Origin of the sequence: Bacillus sp. AY3-1 (assembly GCF_008368785.1) — a bacterium.
GTDB classification, from domain to species: domain Bacteria; phylum Bacillota; class Bacilli; order Bacillales; family Bacillaceae_G; genus Bacillus_A; species Bacillus_A wiedmannii.
The window spans coordinates 133,098-159,563 of record NZ_QORZ01000012.1; the positions used below are offsets into that span (position 1 = coordinate 133,098).

General features: G+C 38.0%; 26 protein-coding genes. All 26 read left to right on the forward strand.

What is annotated here, in order from left to right; genetic code table 11:
• The first annotated feature begins 162 nt into the window (after nt 1-162).
• Nucleotides 163-2,211 carry an ATP-dependent DNA helicase RecG gene (recG, locus tag DN389_RS08730; RefSeq protein WP_001006891.1) on the forward strand — a complete coding sequence of 683 codons (2,049 nt, stop codon included), beginning with the start codon at nt 163-165 and terminating at the stop codon, nt 2,209-2,211.
• Between the two features lie 88 nt (nt 2,212-2,299).
• Nucleotides 2,300-2,893 carry a transcription factor FapR gene (gene fapR, locus DN389_RS08735; protein ID WP_000747352.1) on the forward strand — a complete coding sequence of 198 codons (594 nt, stop codon included), beginning with the start codon at nt 2,300-2,302 and terminating at the stop codon, nt 2,891-2,893.
• Complete coding sequence (gene plsX / locus DN389_RS08740; RefSeq protein WP_000684108.1) at nt 2,890-3,882, forward strand: phosphate acyltransferase PlsX; 993 nt, start codon at nt 2,890-2,892, stop codon at nt 3,880-3,882. The genes fapR and plsX overlap by 4 nt, the downstream gene beginning before the upstream one ends.
• Nucleotides 3,883-3,896: 14 nt before the next feature.
• Nucleotides 3,897-4,841 carry an ACP S-malonyltransferase gene (gene fabD / locus DN389_RS08745; protein WP_098189989.1) on the forward strand — a complete coding sequence of 315 codons (945 nt, stop codon included), beginning with the start codon at nt 3,897-3,899 and terminating at the stop codon, nt 4,839-4,841.
• Nucleotides 4,841-5,581, forward strand: coding sequence for a 3-oxoacyl-[acyl-carrier-protein] reductase (gene fabG, locus DN389_RS08750; RefSeq protein ID WP_098189990.1), 741 nt, complete (start codon nt 4,841-4,843; stop codon nt 5,579-5,581). The genes fabD and fabG overlap by 1 nt, the downstream gene beginning before the upstream one ends.
• A gap of 69 nt (nt 5,582-5,650) precedes the next feature.
• Nucleotides 5,651-5,884 (forward strand): acyl carrier protein, encoded by a 234-nt coding sequence (gene acpP / locus DN389_RS08755; RefSeq protein WP_000786062.1) that lies wholly within the window; start codon nt 5,651-5,653, stop codon nt 5,882-5,884.
• 58 nt (nt 5,885-5,942) lie between these two features.
• Nucleotides 5,943-6,680, forward strand: coding sequence for a ribonuclease III (gene rncS, locus DN389_RS08760; RefSeq protein ID WP_001146867.1), 738 nt, complete (start codon nt 5,943-5,945; stop codon nt 6,678-6,680).
• Nucleotides 6,681-6,827: 147 nt separating this feature from the next.
• A complete protein-coding gene (smc, locus tag DN389_RS08765; RefSeq protein ID WP_060488425.1) occupies nt 6,828-10,397 on the forward strand; it encodes a chromosome segregation protein SMC in 3,570 nt (1,189 codons plus the stop codon).
• A 15-nt stretch (nt 10,398-10,412) separates the two neighbouring features.
• Nucleotides 10,413-11,402: a signal recognition particle-docking protein FtsY gene (gene ftsY / locus DN389_RS08770; RefSeq protein ID WP_000007644.1), complete on the forward strand. Its 990-nt coding sequence runs from the start codon at nt 10,413-10,415 to the stop codon at nt 11,400-11,402.
• Between the two features lie 133 nt (nt 11,403-11,535).
• Nucleotides 11,536-11,868, forward strand: a complete 333-nt coding sequence (locus DN389_RS08775) for a putative DNA-binding protein (protein WP_000891061.1) — start codon at nt 11,536-11,538, stop codon at nt 11,866-11,868.
• Nucleotides 11,869-11,880: 12 nt separating this feature from the next.
• The gene (gene ffh / locus DN389_RS08780; protein WP_000863466.1) at nt 11,881-13,230 is read left to right on the forward strand and encodes a signal recognition particle protein; all 1,350 of its coding nucleotides are present in this window, start codon (nt 11,881-11,883) and stop codon (nt 13,228-13,230) included.
• 100 nt (nt 13,231-13,330) lie between these two features.
• Nucleotides 13,331-13,603: a 30S ribosomal protein S16 gene (rpsP, locus tag DN389_RS08785; protein ID WP_000268750.1), complete on the forward strand. Its 273-nt coding sequence runs from the start codon at nt 13,331-13,333 to the stop codon at nt 13,601-13,603.
• 14 nt (nt 13,604-13,617) lie between these two features.
• The gene (locus DN389_RS08790; protein ID WP_000737397.1) at nt 13,618-13,845 is read left to right on the forward strand and encodes a KH domain-containing protein; all 228 of its coding nucleotides are present in this window, start codon (nt 13,618-13,620) and stop codon (nt 13,843-13,845) included.
• 121 nt (nt 13,846-13,966) lie between these two features.
• The gene (rimM, locus tag DN389_RS08795; protein WP_000170282.1) at nt 13,967-14,482 is read left to right on the forward strand and encodes a ribosome maturation factor RimM; all 516 of its coding nucleotides are present in this window, start codon (nt 13,967-13,969) and stop codon (nt 14,480-14,482) included.
• Nucleotides 14,482-15,216, forward strand: a complete 735-nt coding sequence (trmD, locus tag DN389_RS08800) for a tRNA (guanosine(37)-N1)-methyltransferase TrmD (RefSeq protein ID WP_000686894.1) — start codon at nt 14,482-14,484, stop codon at nt 15,214-15,216. Before rimM ends, trmD begins: the two co-directional genes overlap by 1 nt.
• A gap of 146 nt (nt 15,217-15,362) precedes the next feature.
• Nucleotides 15,363-15,707: a 50S ribosomal protein L19 gene (gene rplS / locus DN389_RS08805; RefSeq protein WP_001186518.1), complete on the forward strand. Its 345-nt coding sequence runs from the start codon at nt 15,363-15,365 to the stop codon at nt 15,705-15,707.
• 101 nt (nt 15,708-15,808) lie between these two features.
• The gene (lepB, locus tag DN389_RS08810; RefSeq protein WP_149237021.1) at nt 15,809-16,360 is read left to right on the forward strand and encodes a signal peptidase I; all 552 of its coding nucleotides are present in this window, start codon (nt 15,809-15,811) and stop codon (nt 16,358-16,360) included.
• Nucleotides 16,361-16,380: 20 nt separating this feature from the next.
• Nucleotides 16,381-17,271, forward strand: a complete 891-nt coding sequence (gene ylqF, locus DN389_RS08815) for a ribosome biogenesis GTPase YlqF (RefSeq protein ID WP_000236709.1) — start codon at nt 16,381-16,383, stop codon at nt 17,269-17,271.
• Nucleotides 17,272-17,322: 51 nt separating this feature from the next.
• Nucleotides 17,323-18,096, forward strand: coding sequence for a ribonuclease HII (locus DN389_RS08820; protein ID WP_098802323.1), 774 nt, complete (start codon nt 17,323-17,325; stop codon nt 18,094-18,096).
• A 194-nt stretch (nt 18,097-18,290) separates the two neighbouring features.
• The gene (sucC, locus tag DN389_RS08825; RefSeq protein ID WP_088023164.1) at nt 18,291-19,451 is read left to right on the forward strand and encodes an ADP-forming succinate--CoA ligase subunit beta; all 1,161 of its coding nucleotides are present in this window, start codon (nt 18,291-18,293) and stop codon (nt 19,449-19,451) included.
• Between the two features lie 19 nt (nt 19,452-19,470).
• Entirely contained in the window at nt 19,471-20,373 is a 903-nt protein-coding gene (sucD, locus tag DN389_RS08830; protein WP_000115178.1) for a succinate--CoA ligase subunit alpha, read from the forward strand.
• 87 nt (nt 20,374-20,460) lie between these two features.
• Nucleotides 20,461-21,330 (forward strand): DNA-processing protein DprA, encoded by an 870-nt coding sequence (gene dprA, locus DN389_RS08835; RefSeq protein ID WP_088123296.1) that lies wholly within the window; start codon nt 20,461-20,463, stop codon nt 21,328-21,330.
• A gap of 144 nt (nt 21,331-21,474) precedes the next feature.
• Nucleotides 21,475-23,553, forward strand: a complete 2,079-nt coding sequence (gene topA / locus DN389_RS08840; protein ID WP_001286953.1) for a type I DNA topoisomerase — start codon at nt 21,475-21,477, stop codon at nt 23,551-23,553.
• 48 nt (nt 23,554-23,601) lie between these two features.
• The gene (gene trmFO / locus DN389_RS08845) at nt 23,602-24,906 is read left to right on the forward strand and encodes an FADH(2)-oxidizing methylenetetrahydrofolate--tRNA-(uracil(54)-C(5))-methyltransferase TrmFO (RefSeq protein ID WP_000211996.1); all 1,305 of its coding nucleotides are present in this window, start codon (nt 23,602-23,604) and stop codon (nt 24,904-24,906) included.
• Between the two features lie 65 nt (nt 24,907-24,971).
• Nucleotides 24,972-25,871 carry a tyrosine recombinase XerC gene (xerC, locus tag DN389_RS08850; RefSeq protein ID WP_001101235.1) on the forward strand — a complete coding sequence of 300 codons (900 nt, stop codon included), beginning with the start codon at nt 24,972-24,974 and terminating at the stop codon, nt 25,869-25,871.
• A 42-nt stretch (nt 25,872-25,913) separates the two neighbouring features.
• Nucleotides 25,914-26,456 carry an ATP-dependent protease proteolytic subunit HslV gene (hslV, locus tag DN389_RS08855; RefSeq protein WP_000526271.1) on the forward strand — a complete coding sequence of 181 codons (543 nt, stop codon included), beginning with the start codon at nt 25,914-25,916 and terminating at the stop codon, nt 26,454-26,456.
• The last annotated feature ends 10 nt before the right edge of the window (nt 26,457-26,466 follow it).

Below are 26,466 nucleotides of genomic sequence, written 5' to 3' on the forward strand. Positions count from 1 at the left end.
TGCTGCTAATAGTGAGGCTCTTTTCTTTCGTATTGTTTATGAGGGATTTGAGTAGTTTCTCTAAGAATGCCTATGATAGAATATATAGGGTGAAAGAGAGCGATTACAGATGTCAATAGTATGAATGAATCAAAGAAAATAATGTGACGGAGCGTGAGAATCTTGAATGAAGTTGTACAAGTTCCTGTTACGGATGTAAAGGGAATCGGAGGAGAAACATCTGAATTACTAAACGAGATGGGGATTTATACAGTTTCTCATCTATTAGAACATTTTCCGTACCGTTATGAAGATTATGCGATGAAAGATCTTGCTGAAGTAAAGCATGATGAACGTGTAACAGTTGAGGGGAAGGTTCATAGTGCTCCTTTACTGCAATATTATGGGAAGAAGAAGTCGCGTCTTACGGTTCGTGTCCTCGTCGGTCGTTATTTAATTACAGCTGTATGCTTTAATAGGCCGTACTATAAGCAGAAGTTAAATTTAAATGAAACAGTAACGATTACTGGTAAATGGGATCAGCACCGTCAAACGATTGCGGTATCAGAGCTTCATTTTGGACCAGTTGTACGTCAACAAGAAGTAGAGCCTGTATACTCAGTGAAAGGGAAACTTACAGTAAAACAGATGCGCCGTTTTATTGCCCAAGCGTTCAAGGAGTATGGAGAATCTATAGTTGAAGTGTTACCTGATGGATTGCTAAGTCGATATAAATTATTGCCGCGTTATGAAGCGCTTCGGTCGTTGCATTTTCCAGCAGGACAGGAAGATTTAAAACAAGCACGTCGCCGTTTTGTATATGAGGAGTTTTTCTTATTTCAGCTAAAAATGCAAACATTACGGAAAATGGAGAGGGAAAATTCGAAAGGGACGAAAAAAGAAATTCCTTCAGCAGAATTGCAAGAGTTTATTGATGCACTTCCGTTTCCATTAACTGGTGCGCAGCGTCGGGTAGTAGATGAAATTATGAAAGATATGACATCTCCTTATCGGATGAATCGTCTGTTGCAAGGTGATGTAGGTTCTGGGAAAACAGTCGTTGCAGCGATTGGCCTTTATGCAGCGAAGTTAGCACATTATCAAGGTGCTTTAATGGTTCCTACAGAAATTTTAGCAGAGCAACATTATCAATCGCTTGCAGAGACGTTCTCGCACTTTGGTATGAATGTTGAATTGTTAACCAGTTCTGTTAAAGGTGTAAGGCGTCGAGAGATTTTGGCAAAATTAGAACAAGGAGAAATAGATATCCTTGTTGGAACACATGCTTTAATTCAAGATGAAGTTATCTTTCATAGGTTAGGTCTCGTTATTACTGATGAACAACATCGATTTGGTGTAGCGCAGCGACGAGTTTTAAGGGAGAAAGGTGAAAGTCCGGATGTTTTATTTATGACGGCGACGCCAATTCCGCGTACGTTAGCAATTACTGCATTTGGAGAGATGGATGTTTCTATAATCGATGAGATGCCAGCTGGTAGAAAGGTAATTGAAACATACTGGGCAAAACATGATATGTTAGATCGAGTTCTCGGTTTTGTGGAGAAGGAGATAAAAAAAGGAAGACAAGCATATGTTATTTGTCCCCTTATTGAAGAATCTGAGAAACTTGATGTACAAAATGCGATTGACTTACATAGTATGCTGACTCATCATTATCAAGGGAAATGTCAAGTCGGATTAATGCATGGCAGACTCTCATCTCAAGAAAAAGAAGAGATAATGGGACAATTTAGTGAAAATAAAGTGCAAATTCTTGTGTCGACAACAGTTGTTGAAGTAGGTGTGAACGTACCGAATGCGACTGTAATGGTTATTTATGATGCAGAGCGTTTCGGTTTATCGCAGCTCCATCAGCTCAGGGGACGCGTTGGGCGTGGTAGTGAACAATCATATTGTTTATTAATCGCGGATCCAAAATCGGAAACGGGAAAAGAGCGAATGCGTATTATGACCGAAACGAATGATGGATTTGTATTGTCAGAAAAAGATTTAGAGTTAAGAGGTCCTGGAGATTTCTTTGGAAGTAAGCAAAGTGGTTTACCAGAATTCAAGGTTGCTGATATGGTACATGATTATCGAGCGTTAGAAACAGCTAGACAAGATGCGGCGTTACTAGTAGAATCAGAAGCGTTTTGGCATAATGATCAGTATGCTTCGCTGCGTACTTATCTTGACGGGACAGGTGTGTTCCAAGGAGAGAAGCTCGATTAAAGGGAGGCAACGAAAGTTTTTGTTGCATTCTACTTTTAATGATTATATACTACTGTTAGTACCTAGTCATAAAAATGGATGGTGCGGTATGAAAAAAAGAAGAAGTAAAAAAGAAAGACAAGAATTATTACAACAAACAATAGAAACGAATCCTTTTATTACGGATGAAGATTTAGCAGAAAAATTTCAAGTGAGTATACAAACCGTACGTCTTGACCGTATGGAATTATCTATTCCTGAATTAAGAGAAAGAATTAAACATGTAGCTACAAAGCAACATGAAGAAGATGTGAAATCTTTACCGTTAGAAGAGGTTGTCGGAGAAATTATCGATATAGAATTAGATAGACATGCGATTTCTATCTTTGAAGTGAAGGTAGAACACGTATTTAAAAGAAATCAGATTGCCCGTGGGCATCATTTGTTTGCACAAGCAAACTCACTAGCTGTTGCGGTTATTGATGAAGAATTAGCTTTAACTGCAAAGTCTACCATTCGATACATTCGTCCTGTAAAATTAGGAGAGCGTGTTGTTGCAAAAGCGCGCGTTGAAGATGTAGAGAATGATAAAGGACGGACCGTTGTCAAAGTGCGTAGCTTTGTTGGAGAAGAACTTGTTTTTACAGGCACTTTTGAAATGTATCGATCTAGTAATTATAGTGAGGAAGGTAACAACTTATGAAAATCGCAATAGATGCAATGGGCGGCGATCATGCTCCAAAGGCTGTCGTATTAGGAGCAATGAAAGCTATTAAGGAATATTCTGATTTACATATTACGTTAGTAGGGAAAGAAGAGGAAATTCGTCAATACTTAACGAGTGAAGAACGAATTACTATACTTCATACAGATGAAAAAATCGAATCGACAGATGAACCAGTAAGAGCGGTTCGTCGAAAAAAACAAGCCTCAATGGTACTAGCAGCGCAGCAAGTGAAAGACGGCGTAGCGGATGCTTGTATATCAGCTGGTAGTACAGGAGCTTTAATGGCGGCTGGATTGTTCGTTGTAGGTCGTATGGAAGGGATTGAGCGACCAGCTTTATCCCCTACAATGCCAACGGTTGATGGAGAAGGTTTTGTTATGTTAGATGTTGGAGCGAACGTTGATGCAAAACCAATTCATTTATATCAATATGCAGTAATGGGATCTGTATACGCTGAGAAAGTAAGAGGAATTAAAAATCCTCGCGTTGGACTTTTGAACGTTGGAACAGAGGATGGCAAAGGGAACGAGCTTTCAAAACAAGTCTTTGCAATGCTTAAGGATGCCCCAATTAATTTCGTTGGGAACGTTGAATCAAGAGATTTATTGCAAGGTGTAGCAGATGTTGTTGTATGTGATGGTTTTACAGGGAATGTAGCGCTAAAATCATTAGAAGGAACAGCACTTGCGTTATTTTCTATGTTAAAAGAGCAGTTAATGAGTTCGTTTACGAGCAAATTAGCAGCAGCGGTATTAAAGCCAAAACTTATGGTATTAAAAGATAAAATGGATTATTCGGAGTATGGAGGAGCGGCATTATTTGGATTGAAAGCTCCAGTCATTAAGGCTCACGGTTCTTCCAATGACCAATCAATATTTAGTGCGATTCGTCAAACGAGAGAAATGGTAGCGAAAGAAGTTATTCCTACTATTTCAAGCGTAATGGAGAAAGAGCCACTCCAATAAGAGGAGGATTTGAAATGGGAAAACTAGCATTTCTTTTTCCGGGCCAAGGTTCACAGGCAGTTGGAATGGGTAAACAGTTAGCGGAGAATAATAAAGGGGTTGCAAATGTGTTTGCGAAAGCAGATGAGGTGTTGCAAGATTCACTTTCAGAAGTGATTTTTGAAGGGCCGCAGGAAAAGCTTACGTTAACGACAAATGCACAGCCGGCCTTATTAACAACGAGTTTTGCTATTTTGACAGCTTTGAAAGAGTATGATATTACACCAGACTTTGTTGCAGGGCATAGTTTAGGTGAATATAGCGCTCTTGTAGCAGCGGGTGCAATAACTTTTGAAGACGCTGTATATGCTGTAAGAAAACGTGGGGAATATATGGAAGAAGCTGTTCCTGGTGGAGAAGGTGCAATGGCGGCTATTTTAGGTGCTGATCCACATATGCTGAAACAAGTTACAGAAGAAGTAACAAGTGAAGGATATGCAGTGCAAATCGCTAATATGAATAGTACGAAGCAAATTGTGATTTCTGGAACAAAGCAAGGAGTTGAGATTGCTTCTCAAAGAGCGAAAGAAAATGGTGCAAAGAGAGCAATTCCGCTTAAGGTAAGTGGACCGTTCCACTCTTCGCTTATGAAGCCAGCAGCGGAGAAGTTCCAAAGTGTCTTAAAAGAAATTACAATTCAAGATACGAATATTCCTGTTATCGCAAATGTAACAGCAGACGTTATTACAAATGGTGCACTTATTCAAGAAAAGCTAATTGAACAGCTCTATTCGCCTGTCTTATGGTACCCGTCCATTGAAAACATGGTGAATCAAGGGGTAGATACATTTATTGAGATTGGACCTGGGAAAGTACTTGCTGGACTTATGAAGTCAATTGATTCATCAGTGAAAGCATATGCGATATACGATGAAGAGACATTAAAAGATACCATTTCAAATTTGAGAGGAGAAAACTGATGTTAAAAGGGAAAGTAGCATTAGTAACTGGCGCTTCACGTGGAATTGGTCGTGCGATTGCGATTGATTTAGCGAAACAAGGGGCAAATGTTGTAGTAAATTATGCTGGTAATGAGCAAAAGGCGAATGAAGTAGTTGATGAAATAAAGAAATTAGGTTCGGATGCAATTGCAGTAAGAGCAGATGTTGCAAAGGCTGAAGACGTTACAAATATGGTGAAACAAACTGTAGATACATTTGGACAAGTTGATATTCTTGTAAATAATGCAGGTGTAACAAAAGATAATTTATTAATGCGTATGAAAGAAGAAGAATGGGATACAGTTATTAATACAAACCTAAAAGGTGTATTCTTATGTACGAAGGCAGTATCTCGATACATGATGCGCCAGCGTCATGGACGTATTATTAATATCGCTTCTGTTGTTGGAGTGACAGGTAATCCAGGACAAGCAAACTATGTTGCTGCTAAAGCGGGTGTAATTGGATTAACAAAAACATCAGCAAAAGAATTAGCGAGCCGTAATATTACTGTAAATGCAATTGCTCCAGGTTTTATTGCGACTGATATGACGGATATATTAGATGAAAATATAAAAGCCGAAATGTTAAAGTTAATTCCTGCAGCTCAGTTTGGTGAAGCGCAAGATATCGCAAATACTGTAACGTTTTTTGCTTCTGATCAAAGCAAATATATTACAGGGCAAACGTTAAATGTTGATGGCGGAATGGTAATGTAATAAAAGAATTGATTTCAACTAGTTTTTTTGGCCAATATTTAATATAATATTTGAGGGGAGGTGAATGGAATGGCAGATGTTTTAGAGCGTGTAACAAAAATCATCGTTGATCGTTTAGGTGTAGAAGAAACTGAAGTAGTACCAGCTGCGAGCTTTAAAGAAGATTTAGGCGCAGACTCCCTAGATGTAGTAGAACTTGTAATGCAATTGGAAGATGAATTCGAAATGGAAATTTCTGATGAAGATGCTGAAAAGATTGCTACTGTTGGCGATGCTGTGACTTACATAGAGAGTCATCTATAATGCTTAAGTGAAGTCCCGTTTTTTAGCGGGGCTTCTCGGCTTATATCTGGAGGGACCTATGCCGTACCGAAAACATAGAGAAAAAAAATACGAAACAAAATATCGTGAAGCGTTTAAAGTATTTCAAGAAGAGATAGGTATTACGTTTTCAGATGAAAAATTATTGATTCAAGCATTTACGCATTCATCGTATGTGAATGAGCATCGAAAAAAACCGCATGAAGACAATGAGCGTCTCGAATTCCTTGGAGATGCAGTATTGGAACTTACTGTGTCACAGTATCTGTTTCAAAAATATCCGACAATGAGCGAAGGAGAGTTAACGAAACTACGTGCAGCTATTGTATGTGAACCATCTCTTGTTCGTTTTGCAAACGAGTTGTCATTTGGTAGCCTTGTTTTATTAGGAAAAGGTGAGGAAATGACAGGTGGACGTGAACGACCAGCTTTATTAGCGGATGTCTTTGAAGCGTTTATTGGTGCCCTTTATCTTGATCAAGGGTTAGAAACAGTATGGGGCTTCTTAAAAGAAATTGTATACCCTAAAATTAATGAAGGTGCTTTTTCTCATGTGATGGATTATAAGAGTCAATTACAAGAGTTGATTCAGCGTGATGGTAGTGGCAATATTGAGTATCAAATTTTGCAGGAAAAAGGACCGGCCCATAATCGAGAATTTGTGTCACGTGTTACGTTAAATAACGTGGCTTTAGGTCTTGGTAGTGGCAAGTCGAAAAAAGAAGCAGAGCAACAAGCTGCTGCAGAAGCATTGAAAAAATTAAAAGAACAACTATAAGGAATCCCCCTTTGAATGAGGGGGATTCCTTATGCATAGAATGAAACTTTCTTTTTGTTTGTGAATAAAGGGAAGGGAAATCCGTATAATAGCTTGTTTTTGTATAGACAACAGTTATAACAACGGAGAATAGGAGGAAGGCCTTTCGTGTTTTTAAAAAGATTAGAAATAGCAGGGTTTAAGTCTTTTGCTGAGCGTGTGTCTGTTGATTTTGTCCCAGGTGTAACTTCCGTAGTAGGACCAAATGGAAGTGGGAAAAGTAATATTACTGATGCGATTCGCTGGGTACTTGGTGAACAATCTGCAAAATCATTACGTGGTGCAAAGATGGAGGATATTATTTTTGCAGGCAGTGATACGAGAAGAGCAGTTAATGTTGCTGAAGTAACAATAACTTTAAATAATGAAGATCAACGTTTACCGATTGAATATAATGAGGTGTGTGTAACGCGTCGTGTATCTCGTTCTGGTGATAGTGATTTTTATATTAATAAACAATCATGTAGATTGAAAGATATTATCGATTTATTTATGGACTCTGGTATGGGAAGAGAAGCTTTTTCGATTATTAGCCAGGGGAAAGTTGAAGAGATTTTAAGTAGTAAATCAGAAGAACGTCGTGGTGTATTTGAAGAAGCTGCGGGAGTGCTGAAATACAAACTTCGTAAAAAGAAAGCTGAAGTGAAATTAGCAGACACACAAGAAAACTTAAATCGTGTACAAGATATCATTCACGAATTAAGTAGTCAAGTAGAACCTTTAGAAAGACAAGCTTCTATTGCGAAAGATTATCTCGAGAAAAAAGAAGAATTAGAGAAAGTAGAAGCGGCGCTTATTGTACATGAAATTGAAGAATTACATGAGAAATGGGAAGCGCTTCGAAATCAGTTTGGGCATAATAAAAACGAAGAAGCTAAAATGTCAACGCATTTACAAAAAGGTGAAGAAGAGCTTGAGGAATTACGAGGACAATTACAAGCAGTAGATGAGTCTGTAGATTCCTTACAAGAAGTGCTGCTTCTTTCTAGTAAAGAGCTAGAAAAGTTAGAAGGACAGCGTGAGTTATTAAAAGAGAGAAAACAAAATGCAACGACGCATTGTGCACAACTCGAACAGTTAATTGTTGAATTAACAGAGAAAGCTACAAGTTATGATGGTGAAATTGAATCCAGTACAGAAGTGTTGATGCAATTTGTAAATCAAGTAAAAGAGTTGGAGACAAAATTGCATGATAATGAGCTACTGCTTGCAACTTTTGCTGACAATTTAGAGGAACAAATTGAGAATTTAAAAGGTGACTATATTGAACTTTTAAATCAACAAGCTAGTCATCGTAATGAGTTATCTATGATTGAAGAACAATCTAAACAACAAAACTCAAAAAATGAACGCCTCGATGAAGAAAATGCGAAATATGTAGAAATACGCATGGAAATTACAGCGAAAAAGACGAAACTTGTGGAAAGTTATGAACAAGTGAAAGAAAAAGTAGCTGGTATCCTTTCGAATATACAAAAGACAGAAGCGGCACTTGGGAAATGCAAGACGCAGTATAGTGAAAATGAAACAAAACTGTATCAAGCGTATCAATTTGTACAACAGGCACGTTCTCGAAAAGAAATGCTAGAAGAGATGCAAGAGGATTACTCTGGTTTCTATCAAGGGGTACGTGAAGTGTTAAAAGCTAGAGAAGATAGGTTGCAAGGTATCGAGGGTGCTGTTGCAGAACTGCTAACGGTACCGAAAGAATATGAAATTGCAATGGAAATTGCTCTAGGTGCAGCGATGCAGCATATTGTCGTACAAAAAGAAGAACATGCTCGTAATGCAATTACGTTTTTAAAACAAAATAAACATGGACGAGCAACGTTTTTACCGCAAGCTGTTATTAAAAGTAGATCGTTATCATTTGAACAATTACGTATTGTAAATCAACACCCATCGTTTGTAGGTGTGGCGGCAGAACTTGTGCAATATAACAATAAATATGAAAATGTAGTTTCAAATTTATTAGGTACTGTTATTGTTGCGAAAGATTTACGTGGGGCGAATGAGTTGGCGAAACAACTGCAATACCGTTATCGCATTGTAACAATCGAAGGTGATGTAGTGAACCCTGGTGGTTCTATGACTGGTGGAGCGGTAAAACAGGCGAAATCTTCTTTATTAGGACGTCAACGTGAGCTAGAAGAGTGGACGAACAAGTTAATTGATATGGAAGAAAAAACGACAAAGTTAGAAAACTTTGTTAAAGCAGTAAAGCAAGAGATTCAAGAAAAAGAAGTGAAAATACGGGAACTAAGGCAAAATGTAGAAGCAGAGCGTGTAGATGAACAGAAATTAAGAGAAGAAATTAGTCGCTTAGAATTAGAAGAACATCGTATTAATGATCGTTTATCTATTTACGATTTAGAGATTGAAGGATTCTTACAAGATCAAGTGAAGATACAAGGGCGTAAAGAAGAGCTAGAAAAGATTTTAGCAACGCTTCAAGCGGAGATTACGGAATTAGATAGCAAAATTGTCGCTTTAACAAAACAAAAAAGTGAGCAGCATTCTTCGAAAGAAAAAGTGCAAAAAGAAATGACTGAGTTAAAAGTGTTGGCGGCTGAAAAGCAACAACGCTTATCTAATCAAAAAGAAAAAGTTGAACGATTGACGAAGGAAAAAGAAGAAACGGATGCAACGCTTGTCAAAACGAAAGAGGATTTAGCATTCTTAAAACAAGAAATGACATCTAATTCAAGTGGTGAAGAACAGATTACGAATATGATTGAGAAGAAAGCATATGATCGTAATCAAACTTCAGAGTTAATTCGCTCTCGTCGTGAACAACGCATATCGTTACAAGAGAGGGTAGAACATTTAGAACGTAATCTGAAAGAAACAACAGGTAAACATAAATACATTCTTGAGATGCTGAAAAATCAAGAAGTAAAAATAAACCGACTTGATGTAGAGTTAGAAAATAGATTACAACATTTACGTGAAACATATACGATTTCATTTGAAGCAGCAAAACTGAAGTATACAATGATGATGCCTGCAGAGGATGCACGTAAAAAGGTGAAACTAATTAAATTATCCATCGAAGAGCTAGGCACAGTGAACTTAGGGGCAATTGAAGAGTATGAGCGTGTAGCAGAGCGTCATACATTCTTACTAGAGCAAAAAGATGACCTAGAAGAAGCGAAAGCGACATTGCACCAACTTATTACTGAAATGGATGAAGAAATGAAAAAACGTTTTTCTACTACGTTTGAAGGAATTCGAATGGAGTTTCAATCGGTATTCTCTGAATTATTTGGAGGCGGTAGAGCGGATTTAGTCATGACGAATCCAGAGGACTTATTAAATACTGGTATTGATATTGTAGCGCAACCGCCAGGGAAGAAACTGCAAAACTTAGGTTTACTTTCTGGTGGGGAGCGTGCTTTAACAGCAATTGCGCTGTTATTCGGTATTTTAAAAGTGCGCCCAGTCCCATTCTGTGTATTAGATGAGGTAGAGGCGGCTCTTGATGAGGCGAATGTTGCCCGTTTTGCGCAGTATTTAAAGAGATTTAGTGATGAGACACAGTTTATTGTCATTACACATAGAAAAGGTACAATGGAAGAGTCTGACGTATTGTACGGTGTAACAATGCAAGAGTCAGGGGTATCTAAACTTGTTTCGGTTCGTTTAGATGATGGAGAAGAACTAGTTGCAAGTAATTAGGAAGGATGGGACAGTATGAGTTTTTTTAAAAAATTAAAAGAAAAAATTTCAAAACAAACAGATACGGTAACAGAGAAATTTAAACATGGATTAGAAAAAACGAGAAATTCGTTTGCAGATAAAGTAAATGATTTAGTTTATCGTTATCGTAAAGTAGATGAAGATTTCTTTGAGGAATTAGAAGAAATTTTAATTGGTGCAGATGTCGGAGTTTCGACGGTAATGGAATTAATTGATCAATTGAAAGAAGAAGTGCAACGTCGTAACATCCAAGATCCAAAAGAAGTACAAGCTGTTATTTCAGAAAAGTTAGTAGGAATTTACAAAGGCGACAGTGAGTTTAGTAACGAAATTAATATGCAAGAGGATCAATTAACAGTTGTTTTATTTGTCGGTGTTAACGGCGTAGGGAAAACGACGACGATTGGTAAACTAGCACATAAATTCAAATCAGAAGGTAAGTCTGTCCTATTGGCGGCAGGAGATACATTCCGCGCAGGAGCGATTGAACAATTAGAAGTATGGGGCGATCGCGTTGGTGTAGAAGTGATTAAACAAGGGTCAGGATCTGATCCAGCGGCGGTTATGTATGACGCTGTACAAGCCGCGAAAGCACGTAAAGTAGACGTATTACTATGTGACACAGCAGGACGCTTACAAAATAAAGTAAACTTAATGAAAGAGTTAGAGAAAGTGAAGCGTGTAATTGAGCGTGAAGTACCGGGGGCTCCTCACGAAGTATTACTTGTTATTGATGCAACAACAGGACAAAACGGTTTAAGTCAAGCGAAGACATTCCGTGAAGCAACGAACGTTACTGGTATTGTTTTAACGAAGTTAGATGGAACTGCTAAAGGTGGTATTGTATTAGCGATTCGTAACGAAATGGATGTACCGGTGAAATTCGTTGGATTAGGAGAGCAAATGGATGACTTGCAGCAGTTTGATCCAGAACAATATGTGTATGGTTTATTTGCGAACTTAGTAGAAACAGAAGAAGTGTAAGTGAAAGAAGCGGCATTTTCCGCTTCTTTTTCTATAAAAATATGTGATGTTAAGAAAAAAACTTGACACTCTTTTGTACTCCATGTAAACTAATTCATGTAAAGGGAAATCACTTAACAAAGGATGATCCAACATGCTCGAGAAAACAACGAGAATGAACTATTTATTTGATTTTTATCAATCGTTGTTAACGCAAAAACAAAGAAGTTATATGTCGCTTTATTATCTAGATGATTTATCTCTTGGTGAAATTGCGGAAGAATTTGATGTAAGCCGCCAAGCCGTGTATGATAACATTAAACGGACTGAAGCGATGCTTGAAGAATATGAAGATAAATTAGTATTACTTCAAAAGTTTCAAGAGCGACAGCGACTTGTTGCAAAGCTAAAACAGCTAATCAGCGAAGAAGAGCATGTGAATGAAGAAATGAAACAAGTTGTTGAAGCTATCGAAAAATTAGATTAGGAGGGCGGCAATATGGCATTTGAAGGATTAGCCGACCGACTTCAACAGACAATGCAAAAAATCCGCGGCAAAGGAAAAGTTTCTGAAGCCGATGTGAAAGAAATGATGAGAGAAGTTCGTCTAGCTCTTTTAGAAGCGGACGTTAACTTTAAAGTAGTAAAAGATTTTGTAAAGCGTGTGTCTGAACGTGCTGTCGGACAAGATGTAATGACAAGTTTGACACCTGGACAACAAGTAATTAAAGTCGTACAGGAAGAACTTACAGAGCTTATGGGCGGAGAGCAAAGTAAAATTGCTGTTGCTAATAGGCCACCGACTGTTATAATGATGGTTGGTCTGCAAGGTGCGGGTAAAACAACGACGACAGGTAAGCTTGCGAATTTGCTTCGTAAAAAGCATAATCGTAAACCAATGCTTGTTGCAGCGGATATTTACCGTCCAGCAGCGATTAAACAGCTTGAAACATTAGGGAAGCAATTGGACATGCCTGTATTCTCTTTAGGAGATCAAGTAAGTCCTGTTGAAATTGCGAAACAAGCGATTGCAAAAGCAAAAGAAGATCATCACGATTATGTTTTAATTGATACAGCAGGTCGCCTGCATATTGATGAAGAACTAATGGATGAATTAGCGAAAGTGAAAGAAGTTGCGAAACCGGATGAAATTTTCCTTGTTGTCGATGCGATGACGGGACAAGACGCGGTAAATGTTGCACAAAGTTTCCATGAACAGTTAGGTTTAACAGGTGTTGTATTAACGAAATTAGATGGTGATACGCGCGGTGGTGCGGCATTATCTATTAAGGCGGTAACAAATACACCGATTAAATTTGCTGGTATGGGTGAAAAACTAGATGCGATTGAAGCGTTCCATCCAGAGCGTATGGCATCCCGTATTTTAGGGATGGGAGACGTCTTAACATTAATTGAAAAAGCGCAAGCTACAGTTGATGAAGAGAAAGCAAAAGAACTTGAGCAAAAAATGCGTACGCTTTCGTTTACGCTTGACGATTTCCTAGAACAACTTGGACAAGTGCGTCAACTTGGACCGCTTGATGAATTGTTAGGAATGCTTCCTGGTGCAAATAAAATTAAAGGGCTGAAAAATGCGCAAGTTGATGAAAAACAAATTGGGCATATTGAGGCAATTATTCGTTCTATGACTAAATTAGAGCGAGAACAACCGGAAATAATCAATGCTAGTCGCAAAAAGCGCATTGCCAAAGGTAGCGGTACAACGGTACAAGAAATCAATCGTTTAATCAAGCAATTTGATGATATGAAAAAGATGATGAAAACGATGACGGGAATGCAAAAAGGTAAGAAAAAAGGACTAGGTGGATTGAAGTTTCCATTCATGTAAGGAAAAAAGATGGCTCTGTTAAGAAAAAATACTTTACAAAGCAATAGTCTTTTTGCTAATATAATTATCTGTGTGAAATAAATTCGGAGGTGCTTTATAAATGGCAGTTAAAATTCGTTTAAAACGTATGGGAGCTAAAAAAACTCCTTTCTATCGTGTAGTTGTTGCAGATTCTCGTTCTCCTCGTGACGGACGTTTCATTGAGGAAATCGGTACTTACAATCCGGTTGCTCAACCAGCTGAAGTTAAGATCAACGAAGAAGCAGCATTAAAATGGTTAGGAAATGGTGCTAAACCATCTGATACAGTTCGTAACTTATTCTCTAACCAAGGTATCATGGAGAAATTCCACTTATCTAAACAAGGTAAGTAATTGAGGCAATGACTATGAAGAAGTTAGTCGAGACGATTGTCAAGCCTCTTGTCGATCATCCTGAAGATGTAAAAGTTACACAGGAACTTTACAACGGAGAGATAAAGTATCGATTAACTGTACATCCTGAGGATGTTGGAAAAGTCATTGGAAAGCAAGGGAAAGTTGCGAAAGCAATTCGAATGCTCTTGTATTCAGTGGGACATCATAATGATGAAAAAGTAACACTGGAAATTCAATAAACGTAAAAAGGGCGAGGAGTTATTTCCTCTCCCTTTTTTAACATTTAAAGAGAAGTTGCATGTTCCATATGTGAAATGGAGATGCTTAATTTATATAGAAACCAGGGGTGACATACTATTTATGACAAAGTGGTTTAACGTAGGGAAAATTGTAAATACTCATGGCGTAAGAGGAGAAATTCGTGTTATTTCTCGTACTGATTTTCCAGAAGAGCGATATAAAGTAGGAAACACGTTATACATAAGTAATGAGAAAAGTACAGACTACCTTCCAGTGAAAGTAACTTCTCATCGTCAACATAAGACATTTGATTTATTAACATTTGAAGGATACAACAATGTAGATGAAGCAGAGAAGTTTAAAGGTTCTTTAATAAAAGTACCAGAAGAGCAGTTAGGTGAACTAGCTGAAGGCGAATACTACTACCATGAAATTATTGGTTGCAGTGTTGTAACGGAAGAAGGAGAAGCGTTAGGAACAATAAAAGAAATTTTATCTCCTGGTGCAAATGATGTTTGGGTAATTAAACGTCCAAAAGGTCAAGATCTATTAATTCCTTATATTGATGATGTTGTACTTCAAGTTAACATTGAGAATAAATTAGTAACCATTCATGTAATGGAAGGGCTATTATAATGAAAATTGACATTTTAACATTGTTTCCAGATATGTTTACGGGTGTGTTTGGATCTTCAATTTTAAAGAAAGCACAAGAAAAAGAAGCGGTAGAGCTTCGTGTTGTCAATTTCCGCGATTATACAACGAGTAAGCATAATAGCGTAGATGATTATCCGTATGGTGGTGGCGCTGGGATGGTATTAACCCCCCAGCCTATCTTTGATGCAGTGGAAGAGTTAACGAAGGAAACAGACCGTAAACCGAGAGTTGTCCTAATGTGTCCACAAGGAGAGCGTTTTACGCAGAAGAAGGCAGAAGAACTTGCTGAAGAAGAGCATGTTATTTTTGTGTGTGGTCATTATGAAGGGTACGATGAACGAATTCGTGAGCATCTCGTAACGGATGAAATTTCTATCGGTGACTACGTATTAACCGGCGGAGAGTTAGCCTCTATGGTTATTACGGATAGTGTCGTGCGTCTCCTCCCAGGAGTGCTAGGAAATCATGCTTCACAAGTCGAGGATTCGTTTAGTACAGGTTTATTAGAACATCCTCATTATACACGTCCAGCTGATTTTCGTGGTATGAAGGTACCGGATGTACTAATGTCAGGAAATCATAAAAATATTGATGAATGGCGACACAAAGAATCACTACGTCGTACGTACACGCGTAGACCGGATTTACTGGAAGAACGAGAATTATCTAAGCAAGAAGCGAAATGGCTGGAACAAATTAAAGAAGACAAGTAAGGGCTTGATATATTTTCTATTGCAACAGTCCTAGCAATATGCTATTATAACACTTGTGCTACTGAAATCAGTGGCCGTATTAACGATGTTCCGCTGTAATTTATTAAGACTTTATAAGAGCATCTGTTTAAAGGAGAGAATTTAATATGCAACAATTAATCGCAGAAATTACTCAAGGCCAATTAAAAACTGACCTTCCTTCATTCCGTCCTGGAGACACTTTACGTGTACACGTAAAAGTAGTTGAGGGAACTCGTGAAAGAATTCAGCTTTTCGAAGGTGTTGTAATTAAACGTCGTGGTGGCGGAATCAGTGAAACATTCACAGTTCGTAAGATTTCTTACGGTGTAGGTGTTGAGCGTACATTCCCAGTTCACACGCCAAGAATCGCGAAACTTGAAGTACTTCGTCGTGGTAAAGTACGTCGTGCTAAGTTATACTACTTACGTAACCTTCGCGGTAAAAAAGCACGTATTAAAGAAATTCGATAAGACATGTATGGGAGCTTGTAAATACACAAGCTCCCTTTTTCCAATCTATATAAAATTTTGATATAATACGAGCAGCTTACATAATCGTGGAGGGGAAATGCATGAAGAAAGAAAAGAGTTCACTTTGGGAATGGATCAAAGCAATTTTGATTGCTGTTGTATTAGCGGGTGTTATTAGACAGTTTTTCTTTGCTCCAATTCTCGTAGATGGAGTATCGATGGCGTCTACTTTACATGATCGCGATCGAATGATTGTCAATAAAATTGGTTATCACATAGGAGATCCGAAACGATTTGATATTATCGTATTCCAAGCGACGGAAGATAAAGATTATATTAAGCGCATTATCGGCCTGCCAGGCGATGAAATAGAGTATCGTAATGATAAACTATATGTTAACGGAAAGGCTTATGAGGAGCCGTATTTAGACAAGCAAAAAAAACAAATTGCTGACGGACCGCTTACATATGATTTTACTCTTGAAGAAATGACAGGGAAGAAAACTGTTCCAGAAGGTCAATTATTTGTTTTAGGCGATAATCGTCGTTTTAGTAAAGATAGCCGTTCGATTGGTACAATTTCAATGGACCGAGTGATTGGAAAAGCAAATATACTATATTGGCCGTTAAAAGATGCTCGTATTGTGAAATAAAAGAAAAAGAAGGTGGCAACATGGTAATTCAATGGTTCCCGGGACATATGGCAAAGGCTAGACGCCAAGTAACAGAAAAATTAAAGTTAATTGATGTTGTAATTGAGCTTGTAGATGCTCGATTACCTTTATCTTCTCGAAATCCAATGATCGATGAGATTATTACACATAAGCCGAGGCTTGTTGTTTTAAATAAAGCGGATATGGCAGATGATCGATTAACAAAGCAGTGGATCGCATATTTTAAAGAAAAAGGCCAAATGGCAATTTCAATTAACGCGCAAGCTGGACAAGGTATGAAGGAAATTGCAGCGGCTTGTAAAGTGTTGGTGAAAGAAAAATTTGATAAAATGGTTGCAAAAGGTATTAGACCGAGAGCGATTCGTGCATTAATTGTAGGTATACCGAATGTTGGTAAATCTACGTTAATTAATAAGTTAGCGAAGAAAAATATTGCTAAAACAGGAGATCGTCCTGGTGTGACAACAGCTCAACAGTGGATTAAAGTTGGGAAGGAAATGGAACTGTTAGATACACCTGGTATTTTATGGCCTAAATTTGAAGATCAATTAGTGGGTCTTCGATTAGCGACAACGGGCGCAATTAAAGATTCAATTTTAAATTTACAAGATGTTGCTGTTTACGCTTTACGTTTTATGGAGAAACATTACCCAGAACGTTTGAAAGAGCGATATAATTTAAATGAAATTCCAGAAGATATTGTGGAGTTATTCGATGCAATTGGAAAAAATAGAGGCTGTTTAATGGGCGGCGGAATGATTGATTATGATAAAACATCTGAGCTTGTACTTCGTGAGCTTCGTGGTGGAAAACTTGGAAAAATGACGTTTGAAACACCAGAAGAGTTTGCAGAGCAGACAGAAGATGCAGAAAAAGTAGAAGAAGTATAAGACGTGCGTTTGTACGTCTTTTCTTTTTTGTATATAAAGGGAGTGGCATGAATGCAAAAAGTGACTATTCAAGAAGCGGAACGTTTACTGCATGAAATAATGAGTGAGGAGGACGACCGCTTCCAAATATTAATGAAAGACGAGCGAAAAGGAATACAAAAGCTTATTTTGAAGTGGCATAAACAAAAAGAGTTAGCGCAGAAAGAAAAAGAAAAGTTTTTCGAAATGTCCAAGTACGAGATCGCATTACGTGAAAAAGGGCTCGCACTTATCGCCGGTATAGATGAAGTAGGGCGTGGGCCGCTAGCTGGGCCTGTCGTGACGGCAGCTGTTGTCCTTCCGGAAAATTTTTATATTCCAGGGTTAAATGACTCGAAAAAGCTGAGTGAGGCGAAGCGAGAGCGTTTTTATGATGAAATTAAAGCACAAGCAATTGCAATTGGAGTTGGAATTGTATCACCACAAGTTATTGATGAGATAAATATTTATCAAGCGACGAAACAAGCGATGTTAGATGCTGTTGCGAATTTATCTTGTGCACCAGAACATTTATTAATTGATGCGATAAAACTTCCTACACCAATTCCGCAAACGTCCATTATTAAAGGGGATGCGAAAAGTATTTCTATTTCAGCTGCATCCATTATTGCGAAAGTAACGAGAGATCGTATGATGAAAGAGCTTGGAGAAAAGTATCCTGCATATGGATTTGAACAACATATGGGATATGGCACAAAACAACATTTAGAAGCGATTGAAGCGCATGGAGTATTAGAAGAACATCGGAAATCTTTTGCACCAATTAAAGATACGATTCAAAAATAAGCTGCGAATATGCAGCTTATTTTTTTATTTTGGTATATGAACATTATTATTTTCAAAAAAGAATAAAGCGATTTCAGTTTTCTGACACTTTATTGTAGACAGCGTGCCAATCATCTTATACAATGGCAATGTAATGTTTTTTAAACATTAAAAAACTTTTCGAGTAAAACAGGAAAACAGGGGAGGATGGGACCATGAATATCCATGAGTACCAAGGTAAGGCAGTCCTTAAAAGCTATGGGGTTAGCGTTCCGAACGGGAAGGTTGCATTTACAGTAGAAGAAGCTGTAGAAGTAGCGAAAGAATTAGGAACGGATGTATGTGTAGTAAAAGCACAAATTCACGCTGGTGGACGCGGCAAAGCTGGCGGAGTAAAAGTTGCAAAAAATTTAGATGAAGTTCGTACATATGCAGAGAGCATTTTAGGAACTACACTTGTGACACATCAAACAGGTCCTGAAGGTAAGGAAGTAAAACGCTTACTTATCGAAGAAGGTTGCGATATTAAAAAAGAATATTATGTTGGTTTAGTTTTAGATCGTGCAACTTCTCAAGTTGTTTTAATGGCATCTGAAGAAGGTGGAACAGAAATTGAAGAGGTAGCAGAGCAAACACCTGAAAAGATCTTTAAAGAATATATTGATCCAGCAGTAGGCTTACAAGGCTTCCAAGCGCGCCGAATCGCGTTTAACATCAATATTCCAAAAGAGCTTGTAGGACAAGCTGTGAAGTTTATGATGGGCTTATACCGTGCGTTTATCGAAAAAGATTGCTCAATCGCGGAGATCAATCCACTTGTTACAACAGGTGACGGTAAAGTTATGGCATTAGATGCGAAATTAAACTTTGATTCTAATGCTTTATATCGCAATAAAGACATTTTAGAACTTCGTGATCTTGATGAAGAAGATTCAAAAGAAATTGAAGCTTCTAAATATGACTTAAACTACATTCCTTTAGATGGAAATATCGGTTGTATGGTTAATGGTGCAGGTTTAGCGATGGCTACAATGGATATCATTAAACATTACCATGGCGATCCAGCTAACTTCTTAGATGTTGGTGGCGGTGCAACAGCTGAAAAAGTTACAGAAGCATTCAAAATTATCCTTTCTGACAAAAATGTAAAAGGTATCTTCGTTAACATTTTTGGTGGCATTATGAAGTGTGATGTTATCGCAGAAGGTGTTATTGAAGCGACGAAACAAGTAGGTCTTGAATTGCCTTTAGTTGTGCGTCTTGAAGGTACAAACGTCGAGTTAGGTAAGAAAATTTTAAATGAGTCTGGCTTAAATATTGTTGCAGCAGAATCTATGGCAGACGGTGCACAAAAAATTGTTTCACTAGTGGGCTAATAGAAAGCGGGGGAGAAAAATGAGCGTATTAGTTAATAAAGATACAAAAGTTATTGTTCAAGGTATTACAGGTTCTCAAGGTTTATTCCACACAAAACAAATGATTGAATACGGTACGAAAATTGTCGGTGGTGTAACGCCAGGTAAAGGTGGCACTGATATTGAAGGTGTACCAGTATTTGATACTGTAGAAGATGCAGTGAAGGCAACAGGCGCAAATGCTTCGGTTGTATACGTTCCACCCGCTTTTGCGGCTGATGCAATTATGGAAGCAGTTGATGCAGAAATCGATTTAGTAGTATGTATTACTGAAGGAATTCCTGTATTAGATATGGTAAATGTAAAGAGATATATGGCGGGTAAACATACACGTTTACTTGGACCAAACTGTCCTGGTGTTATTACGCCTGATGAATGCAAAATTGGTATTATGCCAGGGTACATTCATAAAAAAGGCCATGTAGGTATCGTATCTCGCTCTGGTACATTAACGTATGAGGCTGTACATCAGTTAACACAAGAAGGTATTGGCCAATCTACTGCTGTAGGTATCGGTGGGGACCCAGTTAACGGTACGGACTTTATTGATGCGTTAAAAGCATTTAATGAAGATGAAGAAACGCATGCTGTAATTATGATTGGTGAAATCGGTGGTACAGCAGAAGAAGAGGCAGCTGAATGGGTGAAAGCTAATATGACAAAACCTGTTGTAGGCTTCATTGGTGGCCAAACAGCGCCTGCTGGCAAACGTATGGGCCATGCTGGTGCAATCATTTCTGGTGGTAAAGGAACTGCTGCAGAAAAGATTAAAACGATGGAAGCTTGTGGTATTAAAGTAGCGGAAACTCCAGCGGTTATGGGCGAAACGCTAATCTCTGTCTTAAAAGAAAAAGGTCTATTTGAGACTTGTAAAAACTACTAATCTGTTGAAAGACACCTTCTTGCTTGAAGGTGTCTTTTTACGCATTTTTTGTTTACATAATAAAAATTATGGGTAAGGAGAATTAAGATGAAAAGAGAACGATTATTACATCTTCATTATTTTTTAGCAGATCATTGGAAGGCGATGGAAAGACTACTATATGTCGATCCTGAATTGAAGGGAATATACACTTTTAATACAAAACAAATGGAATACTACACTGGAATATCCTCGAAAAAATCTTCAGAATTAGTAAATTTTCTTCAAAGTTCAAATCTCCCGCAATATATATCTTATTTAGAGAAAAATCGAATTTTTTATATGACTATATGGGATGAAGATTATCCACAATTATTACGTGAAATACAAGATCCCCCCTTTGTGTTATATGGAAAAGGAGAGAAATATTTTCTCAATAAATCGAATAAATTGGCGGTTATTGGAACGAGAGAACCGACTTTATATGGACATGAGAGTTTAAAATTTATTTTACACCCATTATTAGAAAGGGAATGGCTTATTGTCAGTGGGTTTGCAAGAGGGATAGATACAATGTCTCATGAAATTACAGTAAGACGGCATTGCCCGACTATTGCAATACTAGGACATGGATTATCGTATATGTATCCAAAAGAGAATAGACATTTATATGAAACGTGGAATGAATATATATTGTTATTAACAGAGTATCCGCCGCACTATGCACCGAAAAAATGGTATTTTCCAAAAAGGAACCGGATTATTAGTGGTATAAGTAAGGGTGTTTTAGTTGTAGAAGCGAAATCAAGAAGTGGAACACTTATTACTGCGGACCTTGCTTTAGAGCAAAATAGAGAGGTATTTGCACTTCCTGGACCTATATTTATAGATAGTGCATCAGGAACGAATCATCTCATTCAACAAGGAGCAAAACTAGTAAGAAATGCAGAAGATATCTTGGAAGAAGTTTTAAATTAACCTTATATTTTTATGTTTTTATTAAACAATTATTGACAAATGGTAGATAGGCACTGTATGGTATATTCATTCTTGATTGACAAAAACAAGAGAAATCAATAAGATTGATGAAGACTTGAATCCACCTCTTAAGGAGGCACTAGCATGTCAGATTACCTCGTAATCGTGGAGTCGCCTTCTAAGGCGAAGACCATTGAGAAATATTTAGGGAAAAAATACAAAGTTGTCGCGTCTATGGGACACGTTCGCGATTTACCTAAAAGCCAAATGGGGATAGAAGTAAAGAACAACTTCACCCCGAAGTATATTACCATTCGTGGTAAAGGTCCCGTCTTAAAAGATTTAAAATCAGCGGCCAAAAAAGCAAAGAAAGTCTATCTCGCGGCCGATCCAGACCGCGAAGGGGAAGCGATTGCTTGGCATTTAGCCAATACGTTAAATGTGGACGTTGAATCAGATTGCCGAGTTGTGTTTAATGAGATTACAAAAGATGCAATAAAAGAATCATTTAAACATCCTCGTGCGATTAATATGGATTTAGTAGATGCACAGCAAGCAAGGCGTATACTAGATCGTCTTGTTGGTTACAATATTAGTCCTTTATTATGGAAGAAAGTAAAAAAAGGATTAAGTGCAGGACGCGTACAATCTGTAGCAGTTCGTTTAATTATCGAACGTGAAAAAGAAATTCAAATCTTTGAGCCTGAAGAATTCTGGACAATTAAGACAGAATTTGTGAAAGGGAAAGACACATTCGAAGCAAGTTTTTACGGTGTAGATGGTGAAAAAGTTCAATTAACGAATGAAACGCAAGTGAATGAAATAATTGAACAGATGAAAGATAATGCGTTTTCAGTTGAAAATGTAACGCGAAAAGAGCGAAAACGTAATCCTGCATTACCGTTTACAACATCTTCCTTGCAACAAGAGGCAGCTCGTAAGTTAAACATGCGAGCAAAGAAAACAATGATGCTCGCGCAGCAATTGTATGAAGGGATAGATCTTGGAAAGCAAGGGACTGTAGGTCTTATTACGTATATGAGAACTGACTCAACACGTATCTCAGAAACAGCTCAAACAGAGGCGCGTACTTACATTACTGAGGCGTTTGGTGCGGAATACATAGGGACAGAAAAGAAGAAAGAAACGAAAAAGTCGAACGCGCAAGATGCGCATGAGGCAATTCGTCCTACTTCGGTAATGAGAAGGCCAGAGGAACTAAAGAGTTTCTTAAGTCGGGATCAACTTCGGTTGTATAAACTGATTTGGGAGCGATTTGTTGCAAGTCAAATGGCGTCTGCTATAATGGATACTGTGACAGCTAGACTCATTAATAACAATGTTCAGTTCCGTGCAAGTGGATCGGTTGTAAAGTTTCCAGGATTTATGAAAGTGTATGTAGAGTCGAAAGATGACGGGGCTGAAGAAAAGGATAAAATGTTGCCACCTTTAGAAGTAGGGGAAACGGTATTTTCGAAGGATTTAGAACCGAAGCAACACTTTACACAACCTCCGCCGCGCTATACAGAGGCTCGTCTAGTAAGAACACTTGAAGAGCTTGGAATTGGAAGACCATCGACTTACGTACCGACACTTGAAACAATTCAAAAACGTGGATACGTAGGTTTGGATAATAAACGCTTCGTTCCAACTGAACTTGGTGAAATAGTAATTGAACTTATTTTAGAGTTTTTCCCAGAAATTATTAACATTGAATTTACTGCTAACATGGAGCAAAGTCTTGATGAAGTAGAAGAAGGAAATGCGAATTGGGTAAAAATTGTTGATGATTTCTACGTAGGCTTTGAACCGCGTTTAGAAAAAGCGGAAAAAGAAATGCGTGAAGTGGAAATTAAAGATGAACCAGCTGGGGAAGACTGTGAATTGTGTGATCATCCAATGGTCTTTAAAATGGGTAAATACGGGAAATTTATGGCTTGTTCGAATTTCCCAGATTGTCGTAATACAAAACCGATTGTGAAAGAAATCGGTGTTACTTGTCCGAAGTGTGATAAAGGTCAAATTATTGAACGCCGTAGTAATAAAAAGAAACGTCTTTTCTATGGATGCGGTACGTATCCAGAGTGTGACTTTGTATCTTGGGATAAACCAATTGGTCGTAAATGTCCGAAGTGCGAAGGAATGCTTGTAGAGAAGAAGTTGAAAAAAGGCGTGCAAGTACAATGTATTTCGTGTGATTATGAAGAAGAACAACAAATGTGAGCGTAACTGCTCACATTTTTTTCGGGAAGAAAAGGAAAGGTGATAAATATGACAACACAAGTAGTAAACGTCATTGGCGCAGGTCTTGCAGGAAGTGAAGCAGCTTACCAAATTGCAAAACGTGGTGTCCAAGTAAAATTATATGAAATGAGACCAGTAAGGCAAACGCCAGCTCATCACACAGATAAATTTGCAGAGTTAGTATGCAGTAACTCGCTTCGCGCAAACACATTAACAAACGCTGTTGGTGTTATTAAAGAAGAAATGCGTTTAATGGACTCTGTTATTATTCGTGCAGCTGATGAGTGCTCTGTACCAGCAGGAGGGGCTTTAGCTGTAGATCGTCATGAATTTGCGGCAAAGGTAACGGAGTATGTGAAAAACCATCCGAACGTAACTGTGATGAATGAAGAAATTACTGAAATTCCAGAAGGACCTACTGTTATCGCGACAGGTCCACTTACGTCTCCTGATCTTGCTGCACAATTAAAAGAATTAACAGGTGAAGATTATTTTTATTTCTATGATGCTGCAGCACCGATTGTTGAAAAAGACAGCATTGATATGAATAAAGTATATTTAAAGTCTCGTTACGATAAAGGTGAAGCTGCATATTTAAACTGCCCAATGACGGAAGAGGAATTTGACCGTTTTTACGAGGCTTTAATTGCTGCTGAAACAGTACCTTTAAAAGAATTTGAAAAAGAAATTTTCTTTGAAGGTTGTATGCCGGTAGAAGTTATGGCAAGTAGAGGAAGACAGACGCTAGTATTTGGACCGATGAAACCTGTTGGATTAGAAGATCCGAAAACAGGGAAAACGCCATATGCTGTTGTTCAGTTACGTCAAGATGATGCAGCAGGAACGTTATACAATATCGTAGGTTTCCAAACGCATTTAAAGTGGGGACCACAAAAAGAAGTGTTACAGTTGATTCCAGGACTGGAAAACGCAGAGATTGTACGTTATGGTGTAATGCATCGTAATACGTTTATTAATTCACCTAACTTGCTTCGTCCAACATATCAATATAAACAACGTGATGATTTATTCTTCGCTGGTCAAATGACTGGAGTAGAGGGATATGTTGAATCAGCGGCGTCAGGATTACTAGCGGGTATTAACGCTGCTCGACTTGTGAAAGGTGAAGAACCGGTTGTATTACCGCCTGTAACTGCAATGGGAAGTATGGCGAATTATATTACTGCGACAAACGCGAAAAACTTCCAGCCAATGAATGCAAACTTCGGTTTGTTTGCACCGTTAGAGAAAAAAATTAAGAGGAAAGCAGAACGAAATGAAGCATATGCAACACGCGCTTTAGAAACAATTCAAAATTTTGTAAATATTTAGTTAAATTTCTTGCAAAGGCTACTAAGTTGTGATACGATTTAGTAGCCTTTATTGAGGTGAATTGTGTGAATGTGAAGAAATTGTTACAATTATTCGTTGGATATTTACAAATTGAAAGAAATTATTCAAAATATACAATTGCAAGTTATCAAAATGATTTAGAACATTTTGTGCAATTTATGGAGCGAGAAGGCATATCCTCTTTTTTAGATGTTACATACGCGGATGTTCGTTTGTACTTAACGACGTTGCACGATGAAAAGTTAGCCCGTAAATCTGTCGCAAGAAAAGTATCAAGCTTACGAAGTTTATATCGTTTTTTGATGCGTGAAGGTTATCGGAAAGATAATCCGTTTGCACTTGCGTCACTCCCCAAAAAAGAATTGTCAATCCCAAAGTTTTTATATGCTGAAGAATTAGAGGAATTATTTGAAGTTGCTGATACGGAAACGCCGCTAGGTCAAAGGAATCAAGCTTTATTAGAGTTGATGTATGCGACTGGAATCCGTGTGAGTGAATGTGTCAATTTACAACTTACCGATATTGACTTCGCGGTGGGAACAATTTTAGTAATGGGAAAAGGAAAAAAACAAAGGTATATTCCGTTCGGAAGCTATGCGCAAGATGCTTTAATTACTTATATAGAGAACGGGAGAAAACAGTTAGCTCACAAAACTGAAGAGCACTCTCATATGGTATTTTTAAATGCGAAAGGCACGCCGCTAACAAGTCGAGGGGTACGTTATGTATTAAACGAACTCATTAAGAAGGCTTCACTGACAATGCGGATAAGTCCCCATATGTTAAGGCATACATTTGCTACACACATGTTAGATGAAGGGGCAGATTTACGTACTGTACAGGAGCTACTTGGTCATGAGAATTTGTCGACGACACAAATTTATACGCATGTCTCTAAAGAAAGATTGCGTTCGGTCTACATGAAGCATCACCCGCGGGCATAAATTGCTTTTAAAGCTATAAAAACATATAAAGGAGTTTTTTCTATGGGAAATTTCCACGCTACAACGATATTTGCAGTTCATCATAATGGAGAATGTGCAATGGCTGGAGATGGTCAGGTGACAATGGGAAATGCAGTTGTAATGAAACATACAGCTCGTAAAGTCCGTAAACTTTTCCAAGGGAAAGTTTTAGCTGGCTTTGCAGGTTCCGTTGCTGACGCATTTACTCTTTTTGAAATGTTTGAAGGGAAATTAGAAGAGTACAATGGGAACTTGCAGCGTGCTGCAGTTGAGATGGCAAAACAATGGCGTGGCGACAAAATGTTACGTCAGCTAGAAGCGATGCTCATTGTCATGGATAAAACAACTATGCTTCTTGTTTCAGGTACAGGAGAAGTGATTGAACCGGATGATGGTATTTTAGCGATTGGATCTGGTGGGAATTATGCGCTTTCTGCAGGTCGTGCTTTAAAGCAATATGCAAGTGAACATTTAACAGCGAAGCAAATTGCGAAAGCGAGTTTAGACATTGCTGGCGATATTTGTGTTTATACAAACCACAATATAATTGTGGAAGAATTGTAGAATCGTAAGG